Origin of the sequence: Flavobacterium acetivorans, assembly GCF_020911885.1 — a bacterium.
GTDB classification, from domain to species: Bacteria; Bacteroidota; Bacteroidia; order Flavobacteriales; family Flavobacteriaceae; genus Flavobacterium; species Flavobacterium acetivorans.
In genome coordinates, this window is sequence record NZ_CP087132.1 from 1,676,589 (window position 1) to 1,691,659 (window position 15,071).

General features: G+C 35.4%; 12 protein-coding genes. 7 read left to right on the top strand and 5 right to left on the bottom strand.

The features are described 5' to 3' along the window. The first annotated feature begins 5 nt into the window (after positions 1-5). From rplA to LNP19_RS07490, 7 genes are all read left to right on the top strand, one after another. Positions 6-695, top strand: a complete 690-nt coding sequence (rplA, locus tag LNP19_RS07460; RefSeq protein WP_230064138.1) for a 50S ribosomal protein L1 — start codon at positions 6-8, stop codon at positions 693-695. Positions 696-717: 22 nt separating this feature from the next. After that, positions 718-1,221 (top strand): 50S ribosomal protein L10, encoded by a 504-nt coding sequence (gene rplJ / locus LNP19_RS07465; RefSeq protein WP_230064139.1) that lies wholly within the window; start codon positions 718-720, stop codon positions 1,219-1,221. A gap of 91 nt (positions 1,222-1,312) precedes the next feature. Next, a complete protein-coding gene (rplL, locus tag LNP19_RS07470; RefSeq protein ID WP_072944430.1) occupies positions 1,313-1,684 on the top strand; it encodes a 50S ribosomal protein L7/L12 in 372 nt (123 codons plus the stop codon). A 277-nt stretch (positions 1,685-1,961) separates the two neighbouring features. After that, complete coding sequence (gene rpoB / locus LNP19_RS07475) at positions 1,962-5,774, top strand: DNA-directed RNA polymerase subunit beta (RefSeq protein ID WP_230064140.1); 3,813 nt, start codon at positions 1,962-1,964, stop codon at positions 5,772-5,774. 296 nt (positions 5,775-6,070) lie between these two features. Next, positions 6,071-10,384 carry a DNA-directed RNA polymerase subunit beta' gene (rpoC, locus tag LNP19_RS07480; RefSeq protein ID WP_230064141.1) on the top strand — a complete coding sequence of 1,438 codons (4,314 nt, stop codon included), beginning with the start codon at positions 6,071-6,073 and terminating at the stop codon, positions 10,382-10,384. A gap of 3 nt (positions 10,385-10,387) precedes the next feature. Continuing rightward, the gene (locus LNP19_RS07485; RefSeq protein WP_072944437.1) at positions 10,388-10,699 is read left to right on the top strand and encodes a DUF3467 domain-containing protein; all 312 of its coding nucleotides are present in this window, start codon (positions 10,388-10,390) and stop codon (positions 10,697-10,699) included. 293 nt (positions 10,700-10,992) lie between these two features. Then, positions 10,993-11,346, top strand: coding sequence for a hypothetical protein (locus LNP19_RS07490; protein ID WP_230064142.1), 354 nt, complete (start codon positions 10,993-10,995; stop codon positions 11,344-11,346). A 117-nt stretch (positions 11,347-11,463) separates the two neighbouring features. Here the strand turns inward: LNP19_RS07490 and LNP19_RS07495 are convergent, their stop codons facing one another. The 5 genes from LNP19_RS07495 to LNP19_RS07515 form a co-directional block, all read right to left on the bottom strand. Beyond that, the gene (locus LNP19_RS07495) at positions 11,464-12,417 is read right to left on the bottom strand and encodes a transketolase family protein (protein ID WP_072944442.1); all 954 of its coding nucleotides are present in this window, start codon (positions 12,415-12,417) and stop codon (positions 11,464-11,466) included. Positions 12,418-12,501: 84 nt separating this feature from the next. After that, positions 12,502-13,356, bottom strand: a complete 855-nt coding sequence (locus LNP19_RS07500) for a transketolase (RefSeq protein WP_230064143.1) — start codon at positions 13,354-13,356, stop codon at positions 12,502-12,504. Positions 13,357-13,549: 193 nt separating this feature from the next. Further along, positions 13,550-13,864: a rhodanese-like domain-containing protein gene (locus tag LNP19_RS07505; RefSeq protein ID WP_230064144.1), complete on the bottom strand. Its 315-nt coding sequence runs from the start codon at positions 13,862-13,864 to the stop codon at positions 13,550-13,552. A gap of 2 nt (positions 13,865-13,866) precedes the next feature. Then, positions 13,867-14,154: a rhodanese-like domain-containing protein gene (locus tag LNP19_RS07510; protein WP_230064145.1), complete on the bottom strand. Its 288-nt coding sequence runs from the start codon at positions 14,152-14,154 to the stop codon at positions 13,867-13,869. 286 nt (positions 14,155-14,440) lie between these two features. Continuing rightward, positions 14,441-14,854, bottom strand: a complete 414-nt coding sequence (locus LNP19_RS07515; RefSeq protein WP_230064146.1) for a DoxX family protein — start codon at positions 14,852-14,854, stop codon at positions 14,441-14,443. Between the last annotated feature and the right edge of the window lie 217 nt (positions 14,855-15,071).

Here is a 15,071-nt window from a genome sequence, read left to right on the forward strand (position 1 = left end):
AAGACATGGCAAAATTGACAAAAAAGCAAAAAGAGGCTGCTTCAAAAATTGAAAAGAACAAACTATACTCTTTGAAAGATGCAGCTGCATTAATCAAAGTGATAGCTTCTGCAAAATTTGATGAGTCTGTTGATATCGCAGTACGTTTGGGTGTAGATCCAAGAAAAGCGAATCAAATGGTTAGAGGTGTGGTAACATTACCTCATGGAACTGGTAAAGATGTTAAAGTATTAGCATTAGTTACTCCAGATAAAGAAGCGGAAGCTTTGGCAGCTGGTGCAGACTATGTAGGTCTTGATGACTATTTACAAAAGATAAAAGACGGTTGGACAGATGTTGATGTAATTATCACTATGCCTGCTGTTATGGGTAAATTAGGTCCATTAGGTCGTATTTTAGGACCTAGAGGTTTAATGCCTAACCCTAAAACAGGTACTGTAACTATGGATGTTGCAAAAGCTGTAACAGAGGTAAAAGCTGGTAAAATTGACTTTAAAGTTGATAAAACCGGTATCGTACATGCAGGAATTGGTAAGGTTTCTTTTGGAGCTGAGCAAATTTATGACAATGCACACGAAATTATTCAAACATTAATCAAACTTAAACCAACTGCTGCTAAAGGTACCTATATTAAAGGTATTCACCTTACAAGCACTATGAGTCCGGCAATTGCATTGGACCCTAAAGCAGTATAATTGGTAGTTAAAAATTTTTAGTATGACTAGAGAAGAAAAATCAATCGCGATTGAAGATTTAACTGCACAGTTAGCTGGTACAAATATTGTTTATGTAGCAGATATTTCTGGACTAAATGCAGAAACAACTTCAAACTTGAGAAGAGCTTGTTTTAAAGCAGGTGTGAAATTAGAGGTTATTAAGAACACTTTGCTTGCAAAAGCAATGGAAGCTTCTGACAATAGTTATGGTGAATTGCCTTCAGTTCTTGTAGGTAACAGTGCTATATTTATTTCAGATGTGGCTAATGCACCTGGGAAAATAATTAAAGATTTCCGTAAAAAATCGGCTTTGCCAATTTTGAAAGGAGCTTATATAAATGCTGAAGTTTATATTGGAGATGATCAATTAGATGCGTTAGCAACTATCAAATCTAAAGAAGAACTTCTTGGTGAACTTATTGGATTACTTCAATCACCAGCACAAAGAATTATTTCTGCACTTCAAAACAAATTTGCTGGAGAAGAGCAAGCTGAGGAAGCATAATAAAAAAGAACTTTTAGTTCCCTTTTATTATTTACAATGCGCACAATAAACAAAATATAATTTTACAAATCATTTTAAAACGATAGAAAAAATGGCAGATTTGAAACAATTCGCAGAACAATTAGTTAATTTAACTGTAAAAGAAGTTAACGAATTAGCAACAATATTAAAAGATGAGTACGGAATCGAACCAGCTGCTGCAGCTGTAGTAGTTGCTGCTGGTGGTGCTGATGGTGCTGCAGAAGAAGCTCAAACTGAATTTACAGTAGTATTAAAAGAAGCTGGTTCTTCTAAATTAGCTGTTGTGAAATTGGTAAAAGAACTTACAGGTTTAGGTTTGAAAGAAGCTAAAGATGTAGTTGATGGAGCTCCATCTAATGTTAAAGAAGGTGTATCTAAAGAAGAGGCAGAAGGTCTTAAAAAATCTTTAGAAGAAGCTGGAGCTGTAGTTGAGCTTAAATAGTTAAACTCAGTTTAAAGAATAAGGTTTAGGTCTTGGGTTTAGTCGCCCAAAGACCTAAACCATTTTTCGTATTACAAAAGTCTATCTTATTTTGCTATAAAATTAGCTTTTGAAATTCAATTCCTTTTGCCCATTACGAGGAAAAAAAATTAACAGATAATAAGAAAGTAGTTATCTTAAATTGGTTTTTAAAGATGTAATGGTCGTAGAAGAAAAGTATAAATAGGTTTTATTTATACACAAAAAATTACTTTTTTAATCAAAATTTTGTCCATTGATGATAACAAATCAGACTGAAAGATTGAATTTTGCCTCTACAAAAAATATCCCGAACTATCCAGATTTTCTAGATGTTCAGGTAAAATCTTTTCAAGATTTTTTTCAATTAGAAACTAAATCTGATGAAAGAGGCAATGAAGGACTTTATAATACCTTCATGGAAAATTTTCCAATTACAGATACAAGAAATAACTTTGTATTGGAATTCCTGGACTACTTTGTAGATCCACCACGTTATACAATTCAAGAATGTATAGAAAGAGGTTTAACTCATAGCGTACCTTTAAAAGCAAGATTAAAACTGTATTGTACAGATCCAGAACACGAAGATTTTGAAACAATTGTACAGGATGTATATCTTGGAACAATTCCTTACATGACGCCTAGTGGTACCTTTGTTATCAATGGTGCTGAGCGTGTTGTAGTTTCTCAGTTACATAGATCTCCAGGGGTTTTCTTTGGACAGTCTTTTCATGCTAATGGAACAAAATTATATTCTGCAAGAGTAATTCCTTTTAAAGGATCTTGGATAGAATTCTCTACTGACATCAATAGCGTTATGTACGCTTATATCGATAGAAAGAAAAAATTACCTGTAACTACTTTATTCCGTGCTATCGGTTTCGAAAGAGATAAGGATATCCTTGAAATTTTCGACCTTGCTGAGGAAATTAAAGTTTCTAAAACAGGACTTAAAAAATATATCGGTAGAAAATTGGCTGCTCGTGTATTGAATACATGGCATGAAGATTTCGTAGATGAAGATACTGGTGAAGTAGTTTCTATCGAACGTAACGAGATTATCCTTGATAGAGATACCATTATCGACAAAGATAATGTGGAAGAAATCATCGATTCTAACGTTAAATCTATTTTGTTACATAAAGAAGATGCAAATCAAGCTGATTATGCGATCATTCATAATACGTTACAAAAAGATCCAACAAACTCTGAAAAAGAAGCCGTTGAGCATATCTACAGACAATTGCGTAATGCAGAACCGCCTGATGAAGAAACTGCTCGTGGTATTATTGATAAATTGTTCTTCTCTGACCAACGTTACAACTTAGGTGAAGTAGGTCGTTATAGAATGAACAAAAAACTTGGTTTAGATATCCCAATGGAAAAGCAAGTGCTTACCAAAGAAGATATCATAACTATCGTGAAGTATTTAATTGAATTGATAAATGCAAAAGCGGATATCGATGACATTGACCACTTATCAAACCGTCGTGTTAGAACAGTTGGAGAACAATTGTCTCAACAATTCGGTGTTGGTTTAGCACGTATGGCTAGAACTATTCGCGAGAGAATGAACGTTAGAGATAACGAGGTGTTTACACCAATTGATTTGATTAATGCTAAAACATTATCATCAGTTATCAACTCTTTCTTTGGAACGAACCAGTTGTCTCAATTTATGGATCAAACGAATCCATTAGCTGAGATTACACACAAAAGAAGATTATCTGCACTAGGACCAGGTGGACTTTCGAGAGAAAGAGCCGGATTTGAGGTTCGTGACGTTCACTATACGCACTACGGACGTTTATGTCCTATTGAAACGCCAGAGGGACCAAACATTGGTTTGATTTCATCTCTTGGAGTTTATGCTAAAGTAAACGGAATGGGATTCATTGAAACACCTTACCGTAAAGTAACTAATGGAGTAGTAGATTTAGATTCCACTCCAATTTACTTAAGTGCTGAAGAAGAAGAAGGAATGTTGATTGCACAAGCCAACATTGAAATGGATAATTCAGGTAAAATTATTGCTGAAAACGTAATTGCACGTCAAGAAGGTGATTTCCCTGTAATTGATCCAGCTAAAGTAGATTATACAGACGTAGCTCCTAACCAAATTGCTTCTATTTCGGCATCGTTGATTCCTTTCTTGGAACATGATGATGCGAATAGAGCCTTGATGGGATCTAACATGATGCGTCAGGCCGTACCATTGATTCGTCCTGAAGCTCCTATTGTTGGAACTGGTTTAGAGCGTCAAGTAGCTTCTGATTCCAGAGTTTTAATTAACGCTGAAGGTCATGGAGTTATTGAATATGTAGATGCAAATATCATCACTATCAAATACGACCGTTCTGAAGAAGAAAGAATGGTAAGTTTTGAATCTGATGAGAAAACATACAATTTAATTAAATTTAGAAAAACCAATCAAGGAACAAGTATCAACTTAAAACCTATCGTAAGAAAAGGGGATAGAGTGGTGCCTGGTCAAGTATTATCTGAAGGTTATGCTACTCAAAACGGGGAGCTAGCTTTAGGTCGTAACCTAAAAGTGGCGTTTATGCCATGGAAAGGATACAACTTTGAGGATGCGATTGTAATTTCTGAAAAAGTAGTTCGTGATGATATTTTTACCTCTATTCACGTTGATGATTATTCATTAGAAGTTAGAGATACTAAATTAGGTAACGAAGAACTTACAAATGATATACCAAACGTTTCTGAAGAAGCTACTAAAGATTTGGATGAAAATGGTATGATTAGAATTGGAGCCGAGGTGAAACCTGGAGACATTCTTATCGGTAAGATTACACCAAAAGGAGAATCAGATCCTACTCCAGAAGAGAAATTGCTTCGTGCAATTTTCGGGGATAAAGCAGGTGATGTAAAAGATGCTTCATTAAAAGCATCTCCATCTTTACACGGTGTAGTTCTTGACAAAAAATTATTTGCAAGAGCGGTAAAAGATAAACGCAAACGTACTCAAGATAAAGATGCTTTAGGCGCTTTAGAAATGGAATTCGAAGTTAAATTTGTTGAATTAAAAGACAGATTAGTAGAGAAACTGTTCTTGATCGTAAACGGTAAAACCTCTCAAGGTGTAATGAATGATTTGGGTGAAGAAGTTTTACCAAAAGGTAAAAAATACACTCAAAAAATGCTTTATGCAGTGGAAGATTTTGCTCACTTAAGCAAAGGTCAATGGGTAGCTGATGATGCAACTAATAAAATGGTGAATGATTTAATTCATAACTATAAAATTAAGTTGAACGACTTACAAGGAGCTTTAAGAAGAGAGAAATTCACCATTACTGTTGGAGATGAATTGCCATCAGGAATTTTGAAATTAGCTAAAGTTTATATCGCTAAGAAACGTAAGTTGAAAGTAGGGGATAAGATGGCAGGACGTCACGGTAACAAAGGTATTGTTGCTCGTATTGTTCGTCATGAAGATATGCCTTTCCTTGAAGACGGAACACCAGTTGATATTGTGTTGAATCCACTAGGGGTACCTTCACGTATGAACATTGGTCAAATTTATGAAACGGTATTAGGTTGGGCTGGAATGAACTTGGGTAGAAAATTTGCTACTCCAATTTTTGACGGTGCTTCTCTTGACCAAATTAATGAATTGACTGACGAAGCTGGAGTACCACGTTTTGGACATACCCATCTTTATGATGGTGGTACTGGAGAACGTTTCCATCAAGCGGCAACTGTGGGTGTAATTTACATGCTTAAATTAGGACACATGGTTGATGATAAGATGCACGCACGTTCTATCGGACCATACTCGTTGATTACACAACAGCCACTTGGAGGTAAAGCTCAATTTGGAGGTCAACGTTTTGGAGAGATGGAGGTTTGGGCACTTGAAGCTTATGGAGCATCAAGTACACTGAGAGAAATCTTAACAGTGAAATCGGATGATGTTATAGGTAGAGCTAAAACTTACGAAGCAATCGTAAAAGGTGAATCTATGCCAGAACCAGGATTGCCTGAATCGTTCAATGTATTAATGCATGAATTAAAAGGTCTTGGTTTAGATCTTAGATTAGAAGAATAAATTAAAGTTTGCAGTATTCAGTCCTGATTTTTATCGGGACTGATTACTTGTTTATAAGAGTTTTTAGGATTTAGACCCGTAAACCGTTCCGATTTTTTATACAAACCAAAGGTTTTATAATTAGCACTTCAAAATTAGATTTGAAGTTTAGAGAAGTAATTCGAGGTAGTGTTATAGTCGAAAGTGTCAAAGTCCAAAGTCGAAAGTTATACGTGACTTTTAAAACTGTAAGACATTTGAATTTAGGCTAAAACGAGAATCAATTTTTAATTGCAAATAAATCAATAGTAAAAACTATGATAAATAATAGAAATAATAACAATAAAGATAAAAACCCTGTAAAAAGGTTTAATAAAATCTCAATAGGTCTTGCTTCTCCTGAATCGATTTTGAAAGAATCAAGAGGTGAAGTTTTAAAGCCGGAAACCATCAACTACCGTACGCACAAGCCTGAGCGTGACGGTCTTTTCTGTGAAAGAATTTTTGGACCAGTTAAGGATTTTGAATGTGCTTGTGGTAAGTATAAAAGAATTCGTTACAAAGGAATCATCTGCGACCGTTGTGGAGTAGAAGTTACGGAGAAGAAAGTACGTAGAGATAGAGTAGGTCACATCAACCTTGTTGTGCCAATTGCCCACATCTGGTATTTCCGTTCTCTTCCTAACAAAATTGGTTATATCCTTGGTCTTCCATCTAAGAAATTAGATATGATTATCTACTACGAAAGATACGTAGTAATCCAAGCGGGTATTGCTAAAAATGCTGATGGTGAATCAGTTCAAAGACTTGACTTCTTAACTGAAGAAGAATATTTGAATATCTTAGATACTCTTCCTGCTGATAATCAATATTTGGATGATTTTGATCCAAATAAATTTGTTGCCAAAATGGGAGCGGAGTGTATTATGGACTTATTGGCAAGAATTGATTTAGATCAATTGTCTTACCAATTGAGACATAGTGCCAACAATGAAACGTCTAAACAACGTAAAACAGAAGCATTAAAAAGATTACAAGTAGTTGAATCTTTCCGTGAGTCTAACTTGAACCGTGAGAACCGTCCAGAATGGATGATCATGAAAGTGGTGCCGGTTATACCGCCAGAATTACGTCCGCTTGTTCCGCTTGATGGAGGTCGTTTTGCAACTTCAGATTTAAATGACTTATATCGTCGTGTAATTATCCGTAACAACCGTTTGAAAAGATTGATGGAGATTAAAGCTCCTGAGGTGATCTTGAGAAACGAAAAACGTATGTTGCAAGAATCGGTAGATTCATTATTTGACAATACAAGAAAAGCATCTGCTGTTAAAACAGAATCAAACAGACCATTAAAATCATTATCTGATTCCCTAAAAGGTAAGCAAGGACGTTTCCGTCAAAACTTACTTGGAAAACGTGTGGATTATTCTGCTCGTTCGGTAATTGTCGTTGGACCTGAATTGAAATTGTTCGAATGTGGTATCCCTAAGGATATGGCAGCCGAATTGTACAAACCTTTTGTTATCCGTAAATTGATAGAAAGAGGTATTGTAAAAACGGTAAAATCAGCTAAAAAAATAATAGATAAGAAAGAGCCTGTAGTTTGGGATATCCTTGAAAATGTAATTAAAGGTCACCCAATATTACTGAATCGTGCTCCTACTTTGCACAGATTAGGTATTCAAGCTTTCCAACCAAAATTAATTGAAGGAAAAGCAATCCAATTGCACCCTTTAGTTTGTACGGCATTTAATGCGGATTTTGATGGGGATCAAATGGCAGTTCACTTACCATTAGGACCAGAAGCTATTCTTGAAGCACAATTGTTAATGTTGGCTTCTCATAACATTCTGAATCCTGCAAATGGTGCGCCAATTACAGTACCTTCTCAGGATATGGTTTTGGGTCTATACTATATGACCAAAGAACGTATATCAACACCAGAAAAGAAAATTTTAGGTCAAGATTTGACTTTCTATTCTGCTGAAGAGGTGAATATCGCATTGAATGAAGGAAGATTAGAATTGAATGCTCGTGTGAGAATTAGAGCCAAAGATTTTAATGATGAAGGAGAATTAGTATACAAAATTATCCAAACAACTGCCGGACGTGTATTATTTAATGAAGTAGTACCAGAAGCAGCAGGATATATCAATGATGTATTGACTAAGAAAAACCTTAGAGATATTATCGGTCACGTATTAAATTCAACAAGTGTACCAGAAACGGCTGCCTTCTTGGATAATATGAAAGATATGGGTTACAAATTTGCCTTTAGAGGTGGATTGTCATTCTCTTTAGGTGATATTAGAATTCCAGAACAAAAAACACAATTGATTGCTGATGCTCGTGAGCAAGTAGAAGGAATTTCTGCTAACTATAACATGGGTCTTATTACTAATAACGAACGTTACAACCAAGTTATTGATGTATGGACTTCTGCGAATGCACAATTGACAGAATTGGCAATGAAAAACATTAGAGAAGACCAACAAGGTTTCAACTCAGTGTATATGATGCTTGACTCTGGAGCAAGGGGATCTAAAGAACAAATTCGTCAGTTAACCGGTATGCGTGGTTTGATGGCTAAGCCTAAAAAATCGACTGCTGGTGGTGGTGAAATTATTGAAAACCCGATTCTTTCTAACTTTAAGGAAGGTCTTTCGATCCTTGAGTACTTTATCTCTACTCACGGTGCGCGTAAAGGACTTGCAGATACGGCTCTTAAAACGGCAGATGCTGGATACTTAACAAGAAGATTACATGATGTTTCTCAAGATGTTATTGTTAACATTGACGATTGTGGTACATTAAGAGGTGTAGAAGTTTCTGCATTGAAAAAGAATGAAGAAATTGTTGAATCATTAGGAGAAAGAATTTTAGGACGTGTTGCATTGCAAGATGTTGTTAATCCTTTAACTAGTGAAGTGCTAGTTCAATCGGGACAACAAATTACTGAGGCTATAATGAAAACTATTGACGCTTCTCCTATTGAGAAAGTGGAAGTACGTTCGCCTCTTGTTTGTGAAGCTACAAAAGGTATTTGTGCCAAATGTTATGGTAGAAACTTAGCTACAGGAAAAATGACACAAAGAGGTGAGGCAGTTGGAGTTATTGCTGCTCAGTCTATTGGAGAACCAGGAACACAGTTAACACTGCGTACATTCCACGTTGGTGGGGTTGCGGGTGGTATTTCTGAAGAATCTAGTATCATTACTAAATTCAACGGTAAGCTTGAAATCGAAGATCTAAAAACTGTTAAAGGGGAGGATAACGAAGGAAATGCTGTTGATATCGTGGTTTCTCGTTCAACTGAATTGAAATTAGTAGATGAAAAAACAGGTATTGTTTTAAATACACATAACATTCCTTATGGATCAAGTATTTTTGTAAAAGACGGTCAGTCTGTTGCAAAAGGAGATGTAATCTGTAAATGGGATCCATATAATGGAGTTATTGTTTCGGAATTTACCGGTAAAATTGCTTACGAAGATTTAGAGCAAGGTCAATCATTCATGGTTGAAATTGATGAGCAAACTGGTTTCCAAGAAAAAGTAATCTCTGAGGCTAGAAATAAGAAATTAATTCCAACTTTATTGGTTTACGGTAAAGACGGTGAATTGATCCGTTCTTACAACTTACCGGTTGGAGCTCACTTGATGGTTGAAGATGGAGAGAAAATTAAAGCTGGTAAAGTATTGGTGAAAATTCCACGTCGTTCTTCTAAATCTGGGGATATTACAGGAGGTTTACCAAGAATTACTGAACTTTTAGAAGCTCGTAATCCTTCAAACCCAGCTGTAGTTTCTGAAATTGATGGTGTTGTTTCTTTTGGAAAAATCAAAAGAGGTAACCGTGAGATCGTTATCGAATCTAAATTTGGTGATGTTAGAAAGTACTTAGTGAAACTTTCAAGTCAAATTCTTGTTCAAGAAAATGACTTTGTAAGAGCTGGTGTACCTTTGTCTGACGGAGCGATTACTCCAGACGATATCTTAAGAATTAAAGGGCCAGCTGCTGTTCAACAGTATTTAGTAAATGAAATTCAAGAGGTTTACCGTTTACAAGGGGTGAAAATTAATGATAAGCACTTTGAAGTAGTAATACGTCAAATGATGCGTAAAGTGAGAGTTCAAGATCCAGGAGATACATTATTCCTAGAAGATCAATTGATTCATACTAAAGATTTCATCGTAGAAAACGATAAATTGTACGGAATGAAAGTAATTGAAGATGCTGGTGATTCTACGAATTTGAAAGAAGGTCAAATTATCTCGCCTCGTGAGTTACGTGATGAGAATTCTCTTTTGAAACGTACGGATAAAAACCTAGTTGTGGCTCGTGATGTAATCACTGCAACTGCAACTCCGGTATTACAAGGTATCACAAGGGCATCTCTTCAAACGAAATCATTCATTTCTGCGGCTTCTTTCCAAGAAACCACTAAAGTATTGAACGAAGCTGCTGTAGCAGGTAAGATCGATTACTTAGAGGGATTGAAAGAAAATGTAATTGTAGGTCATAGAATCCCTGCCGGAACGGGTATGAGAGAATACGATCATACAATTGTAGGTTCAAAAGAAGATTACAATGATATGATGGCTAATAAAGAGGAATATATTTACTAAGACATGAGTAATTCTAATCAACAACAAGAGCAAATAAATATTGAATTGGATGAAAAAACAGCTGAAGGGATTTATTCTAATTTAGCTATTATCAATCATTCTTCATCTGAGTTTGTTTTAGATTTTGTAAGTATCATGCCTGGTGTTCCTAAGGCCAAAGTGAAATCAAGAATTGTCTTGACCCCACAGCATGCCAAAAGACTATTAAAGGCTATTGGAGAGAATATTCATCGTTTCGAAATTGCCCATGGCGAAATCAAAGACACCGAACAAGCTCCTATTCCGCTTAATTTTGGTCCTGCAGGACAAGCATAATTTTTAAAAAGGCTTCCGTTGTGGAAGCCTTTTTTTGTCTTAGTGTTTTTTAAAGTTACTTTATCCCGATTGTATTTACACTTTCGGGATTTTTTTTTTAATTGTAGTTTGTTTATCGGTTAATGTTTTAATAAACTAAATATAACGGTTTGGTTGTACTGTGTGTTGTTACATTTTTGTAGCTAAACGTTTATAACAGCTGTTTGTCGAAAATATTTTTTTGTAGGTATTTCTTGCGGTAGTTTTGGTCAAGAATAAGTGATAAAAGTTTATCATTAAAAAAAAAGAATATTATGAACAATTTATTTACACATAACGACAACAAAAAATCTTTGAGTTTTTACTTCGTTGTTGCTATTGTTTTATTGTTTAATGTTACTGCTTTTGGTCAATCTGTTGAGCAAGATGCAGTTGTATCTACCACTAATGAAACTACTCACGAAATAAAACAAGGGGCCTCTGTTAGAAATTCTAATTTAGAATTTGTTCTTTGGTTTATGACTTCAAAACAAAATCCAAATAGTACGATATCAACTGAAGGAGCAAATACTAAAAAGCAAATTATGACTTCTGGATTAACTCCTAACCGTTTGTTGATTAAAGCTTTTTTGAAAAAAGCAGTAAATTTTGAAAGTGCTTTGGCTTAATAAAGCAATTGCTTTCGTTTTCGATAAATAGAAATAGTACGAAATACTAGGCATAAAAAAACCGTTGATTTTCATCAACGGTTTTTTTTATTTCAAGAAAGGATTATCCCTGTGAACTTATTTTCTTTTGATCACTCTTTCTACAGCTTCAACAATCGCTTGATTGTTCAATTTGTATTTCTCCATCAATTGCTCAGGAGTTCCAGATTCACCAAAGCTGTCATTTACCGCTACAAACTCTTGTGGAGCTGGGTGGTGTAATGCCAATACTCTAGAAACACTTTCGCCAAGACCTCCAAGAATATTGTGCTCTTCAGCAGTAACAATGCATTTAGTTTTGGCCAATGATTTTAGAATAGCTTCTTCGTCTAATGGTTTTATAGTGTGTATGTTAATTACCTCGGCAGAAATTCCTTTAGCTTCTAATGCTTCAGCAGCAATAAGAGCTTCCCAAACCAGATGACCTGTAGCAACAATAGTTACATCAGTACCTTCGTTTAAAAGAATTGCTTTTCCGATTACGAATGGTTCGTCAGCAGGCATGAAATTAGGCACTACGGGACGTCCAAAACGCAAATAAGCAGGACCATGATGATCGGCAAGAGCAAGAGTCGCAGCTTTAGTTTGATTGTAATCACATGTATTGATTACGGTCATTCCCGGCAACATTTTCATTAAACCGATATCTTCAAGTATTTGGTGTGTAGCTCCGTCTTCTCCTAGTGTTAAACCAGCGTGAGAAGCACAAATTTTCACGTTTTTTTCAGAGTAAGCTACTGATTGACGAATTTGGTCATAAACTCTTCCCGTAGAAAAGTTAGCGAAAGTTCCTGTGAAAGGAATTTTTCCACCAATAGTTAAACCAGCTGCAATTCCGATCATGTTAGCTTCAGCAATACCAATTTGGAAAAAACGCTCTGGGTGATTTTTCTTGAAATCGTCAAATTTTAACGAACCAATTAAATCAGCACAAAGTGCTACTACATTTTCATTTTTTTGACCTAACTCAGTCATTCCCGCACCAAAACCCGAACGAGTATCTTTACTTCCTGTGTTTGTATATTTTTTCATTATTCTTGTAAAATTGAAAGATTAAAAAATTGAAAGATTAAAAAAAAATCTGAATTCAGAAATTCCTAATCTGCAATCTTAATTCTAGTAGTCGCTTTGTCCTCCTGTATTGTAATTTTGCCCCAAAGCAGCTTCTAGTTGAGCATCGCTAGGCGCTTTACCATGCCAAGCATGAGTATGCATCATAAAGTCTACACCGTTACCCATTTCAGTATGTAATAACACACAAACTGGTTTTCCTTTTCCTGTTCTGGATTTTGCGTCAGTCATTCCTGCGATAATCGCTTCGATGTTATTTCCTTCTTTAATTTCAAGAACTTCCCAATCAAATGCTTCAAATTTAGCACGAAGATCTCCCATGTTCAATACTTCATCAGTAGTACCGTCAATTTGTTTTCCGTTCAAATCTACTGTAGCAATAATATTGTCTACTTTTTTAGCAGAGGCATACATAATTGCTTCCCAGTTTTGACCTTCCTGTAATTCACCATCTCCGTGAAGAGAGTAAATGATATGATTGTCATTATTTAGTTTTTTAGCCTGTGCAGCACCAATAGCTACAGATAATCCTTGTCCAAGAGAACCCGACGCCATTCTTACTCCAGGTAAACCATCATGAGTAGTTGGGTGTCCTTGCAATCTTGAGTTAATCAGACGGAAAGTCGCTAATTCAGAAACTGGAAAATAACCGCTTCTTGCTAATACGCTATAGAAAACCGGTGAGATGTGTCCGTTTGAAAGGAAAAAAAGATCTTCTCCAATTCCGTCCATATCAAATCCTTCCTTGCGATCCATTAGGTTTTGGTACAGGGCTACCAGAAATTCAGTACAACCAAGAGAGCCTCCTGGGTGACCTGAGTTGACAGCGTGTACCATTCGAAGAATATCTCTTCTGACTTGGATAGTTAAATCGTTTAATTGTTGTGTGTTAGGCTTCATTTTGTGTGTAAAAGTTAAACTTGCGCAAAGGTAATTTTATTTTGGCGTAAGACAAATGATTTTTTATAATTGTTACAGTCGTCTGTGTTGATAAAAAAGAAGCCCGAAATTGGACTTTTTGGAATTTTATTTAAAAATAAAGCAATCTTTCTGTTGTAACTTACGAGTTTTTTAGGACGTTGTCTTTTTAGTTTTATTGTATTTTGTTTTGCAAACTGCTCCAACCTCCACCATTATAGACTTGTTCAAAACCATTTGATTTCAAAATGCTTTTTGCCGAAGCGCTTCGCATTCCTGAAGCACAACAAGTGATAATTACAGTGTCTTTTTTTATTTTCGAAAGATGCTTTGAAAGTTCGTTCAAGGGCGCATTTGTAGAACCTTTAATGTGTCCTTGTTTGTACTCGCCGGGAGAACGTACATCCAGTATAATAGCTCCTTTTTTTACTAAATCAGCGTAGTTTACTTTTGGCCCTAAGCCTAATATTTTTTTTAATGTATTGATCATGATTATTTTGTTGCTTTTGATTTGTAATAGTTAACGTCCAGCCAAGAACCACCATTGTAGCATTCTATTCCTTGTTGCGAAAGGAAATGTTGGGCTTGTCCGCTTCTGTTTCCTGAAGCACAACATAAAATTAAAGGTGTCTTAGTGTTTTTTAATTCTTCTATTCTTTGCGGTATTTCATTCAAAGGAATGTTGATCGAATCGACAACGTGGCCTCCCATGAACTCGGCATAAGAGCGTACATCGATTATTGTTCCTTGGTTTTCTGTGATTATTTTTTCTAAATCCATTTTGTTTTTTTTAAAGATGATTTGGAATTAAAGCGATGTTTGTTGTTGAATCGCTCTAAATCTATTTATAAGACAAAAGTAATATAGAAAATAGCTGTTTACAGTAACTTTTGTTACATAAGGTAAATTTACTGTTTAATTTTCTAAGGATGCTTGGCTAATCTTTGAAGGGGAAGTTTTTTTAAGTAACATTGAAGTTAAATTAGTAAGTAATCATAAAAAAAGCCTGTCTAAAACAGGCTAAAAGTCAATTGTTGTTTAAATCTTATAGTTTGTGTTTCTGGATCTATTTTTTCAAAACTGCATCAACAGAAAACCTACCGCTACCCAATAAAAATAAAGCACAATACGATAATAAATACATTAAAGCGGGTTCCATTGTTCCTAGGCTGTCATTGATATGGATGATAAATACGGCAACTACCATTGTTATAATGAGGGGAATCAAAGCTAATCTGGTCCATAATCCAATTATGATTAATAAAGAGCATAATACCTCGGCAAAAACGGTTAAGATTAATGAAGCCGGGGCGCCAATACCTATTGGATCTCCAAATTCCATATTGCCATTTATTAAGTTGATGAGTTTTGGGATGCCATGACTCAGCATCAACAAGCCAAGTGTTAATCGCAAAATAAGTGAAGACAAAGCTGCAGCATTGGCAGACCAAGAAATTGGGGATAGTAGTTTTTGAATCATTATTTTAAGTTTTAGGTTTATAACTCTTACAAATCTAATATAATTTTTAAAAGATTTTGCTGCGCTTTAAAAATTGTAAATCAATACTATTATAATTATTCTTCTTTTGGGAGAGGATATTATTTGTGGTTTTTGGTATGCCTTCTTTGAAATTGTTTTTTACACAAAGAATAGTAGCGGTATAAAGATAGGGCGAAGAGCCTGATTGGATAGATGA

What these genes read in the sequence shown, in the direction of transcription:
- rplJ (WP_230064139.1), top strand. Translation starts at nt 718, where the DNA reads ATGACTAGAGAAGAAAAATCAATCGCGATTGAAGATTTAACTGCACAG.
- LNP19_RS07515 (WP_230064146.1), bottom strand. Translation starts at nt 14,854, where the DNA reads ATGATTCAAAAACTACTATCCCCAATTTCTTGGTCTGCCAATGCTGCA.
- LNP19_RS07495 (WP_072944442.1), bottom strand. Translation starts at nt 12,417, where the DNA reads ATGAAAAAATATACAAACACAGGAAGTAAAGATACTCGTTCGGGTTTT.
- LNP19_RS07500 (WP_230064143.1), bottom strand. Translation starts at nt 13,356, where the DNA reads ATGAAGCCTAACACACAACAATTAAACGATTTAACTATCCAAGTCAGA.
- rpoC (WP_230064141.1), top strand. Translation starts at nt 6,071, where the DNA reads ATGATAAATAATAGAAATAATAACAATAAAGATAAAAACCCTGTAAAA.
- rpoB (WP_230064140.1), top strand. Translation starts at nt 1,962, where the DNA reads ATGATAACAAATCAGACTGAAAGATTGAATTTTGCCTCTACAAAAAAT.
- LNP19_RS07490 (WP_230064142.1), top strand. Translation starts at nt 10,993, where the DNA reads ATGAACAATTTATTTACACATAACGACAACAAAAAATCTTTGAGTTTT.
- LNP19_RS07485 (WP_072944437.1), top strand. Translation starts at nt 10,388, where the DNA reads ATGAGTAATTCTAATCAACAACAAGAGCAAATAAATATTGAATTGGAT.
- LNP19_RS07505 (WP_230064144.1), bottom strand. Translation starts at nt 13,864, where the DNA reads ATGATCAATACATTAAAAAAAATATTAGGCTTAGGGCCAAAAGTAAAC.
- rplA (WP_230064138.1), top strand. Translation starts at nt 6, where the DNA reads ATGGCAAAATTGACAAAAAAGCAAAAAGAGGCTGCTTCAAAAATTGAA.
- LNP19_RS07510 (WP_230064145.1), bottom strand. Translation starts at nt 14,154, where the DNA reads ATGGATTTAGAAAAAATAATCACAGAAAACCAAGGAACAATAATCGAT.
- rplL (WP_072944430.1), top strand. Translation starts at nt 1,313, where the DNA reads ATGGCAGATTTGAAACAATTCGCAGAACAATTAGTTAATTTAACTGTA.